The organism is Thiohalocapsa sp. (assembly GCF_019695415.1).
Taxonomy (GTDB): Bacteria; Pseudomonadota; Gammaproteobacteria; order Chromatiales; family Chromatiaceae; genus Thiohalocapsa.
The window spans coordinates 5,006-6,458 of sequence record NZ_JAIFKJ010000216.1; the positions used below are offsets into that span (position 1 = coordinate 5,006).

3 protein-coding genes are annotated in these 1,453 nt (G+C 65.9%); all 3 read right to left on the reverse strand.

The annotated features are described in order from the left end of the window. Positions 1 to 235 (reverse strand): HepT-like ribonuclease domain-containing protein (locus tag I6U14_RS06185; protein ID WP_296897754.1); only part of this gene is annotated, 235 nt, incomplete at its 3' end. Between the two features lie 16 nt (positions 236 to 251). Further along, positions 252 to 572, reverse strand: a complete 321-nt coding sequence (locus I6U14_RS06190; protein ID WP_296897756.1) for a nucleotidyltransferase domain-containing protein — start codon at positions 570 to 572, stop codon at positions 252 to 254. 156 nt (positions 573 to 728) lie between these two features. Beyond that, on the reverse strand, positions 729 to 1,453 hold a 725-nt coding region (locus I6U14_RS06195; RefSeq protein WP_296897757.1), incomplete at its 5' end, for an N-6 DNA methylase.

The following is a 1,453-nucleotide window of genomic DNA, read 5'->3' on the forward strand; positions in this document are numbered from 1 at the left end:
TCGCGTAGCCGTGGATCAGCCGATGACGCATGCCGATGATCTCCCGCCAAGGGATTGCCGGCAGCGCAGAGGTCGATCCGGTCGAGACCCGGCCAGCCGCCTCGCCGATGACCTCCAGCGAGCGGATGATGGCGTTTTGATGGAGTCGGCTGGATAGGAATCGCTGTTTGGTCAATCCGTCCGCGAACCCCCGTGCGTCGCGGGCGGCGAGCAGCATGTCGAGCAGCAGGGCCACGTCGTGCGCCGGAACGTCAGCCATAGATCAACTCCGCGCCCCGCAGAATTGAGCGGCGGCGAATGTAGTTGCGGCTGTTGTCGAGCGCATGGCGCTCGATCAGATCCACCGGCCGTTGTAATAACAGCTCTAGATCCCGCTCCAAGCCTAGTATGCGGGGCAGTCGAGGCGACGCGCCCTCGCTGTCCTCAAGCTCGACCAGGAAGTCCGCATCACTGCGTTCGGGGTCGAAGTCACTCCCGCGCGCGGCCGAGCCGAAAAGATCGAGACGCCGCACGCCGTATCGGCGGCAGAGTGCCGCGATCTCGGGTGCCTTTTGCGCGATGGTCGGGTGCATGGTCGTTCCGAATAGAGTGGGTGGACGGGGTTTTTGCGACTGGCTCCCACGCTCCAGCGTCGGAGCGAGGCGGACGGGGTTTTCAGCCTTCAGTTTCCAGCTCTTTGGCGCCACCGTAAGGTCTTGATTGCTGGGTTTCGCTCCGCTCTACCCAGCCTACCGAACTGATCTCAGCAGCGCCTCCGACAGGATCAGCTTCAACTGGTCGCGAATCGCCGCCACCTCGGCCTCGGCGTTGGTCAGGTCCTCCAGCAGCGTCTCGGGGTCGCCGTGATCCTCGGCCACGGTGTGGGGATTCTTGATGTCGAGGTTGTAACCGCGAGCCTTCACGTCCTCTGCGTTGACCTTCCAGGCGCGCTCGCCCTCTGCCCGTCCCTCGCGGTTCGGCCCGCCCCACCAGGCGGCGCAGTCGGCCAGGTGCTCCAGGCGGATGGGCCGGGTCATGGAATAGGCCTTCTGGCCGGCGGGCACCTGGTGTTCCCAGTACCAGATGGTTTGGGTCGGCGCGCCCTTGTCGAAGAACAGCAGGTTGGTGCCGATGGAGGCGTAGGGGCGGAAGACGGAGTTCGGCAGGCGCACGATGGTGTGGAGGTTGCATTCCTCCATCAGGTGCTCCTTGAGCCGGGTCTTGACGCCCTCGCCGAAGAGCGAGCCGTCGGGCAGGACCACGGCCGCGCGACCGCCGGGTTTGAGCAGCCGGCTGATCAGGGCGCGAAATAGGTCGGCGGTCTCGCGGGTGCGGAAGTGCTGGGGGAAGTTCGACTCGATCCCGTCCTCCTCACGCCCGACGAACGGCGGGTTGGTGCGGACGACGTCCACCCGCTCGTCCTTTCCCCCGGAGACGGAGGGGCGGGCGGGCGGGTTGTCGTGTCGGAGGACGA

Bases quoted from the DNA above. Each gene is read 5' to 3' on its own strand.
- I6U14_RS06190 (WP_296897756.1), bottom strand. From the start codon at position 572: ATGCACCCGACCATCGCGCAAAAGGCACCCGAGATCGCGGCACTCTGC.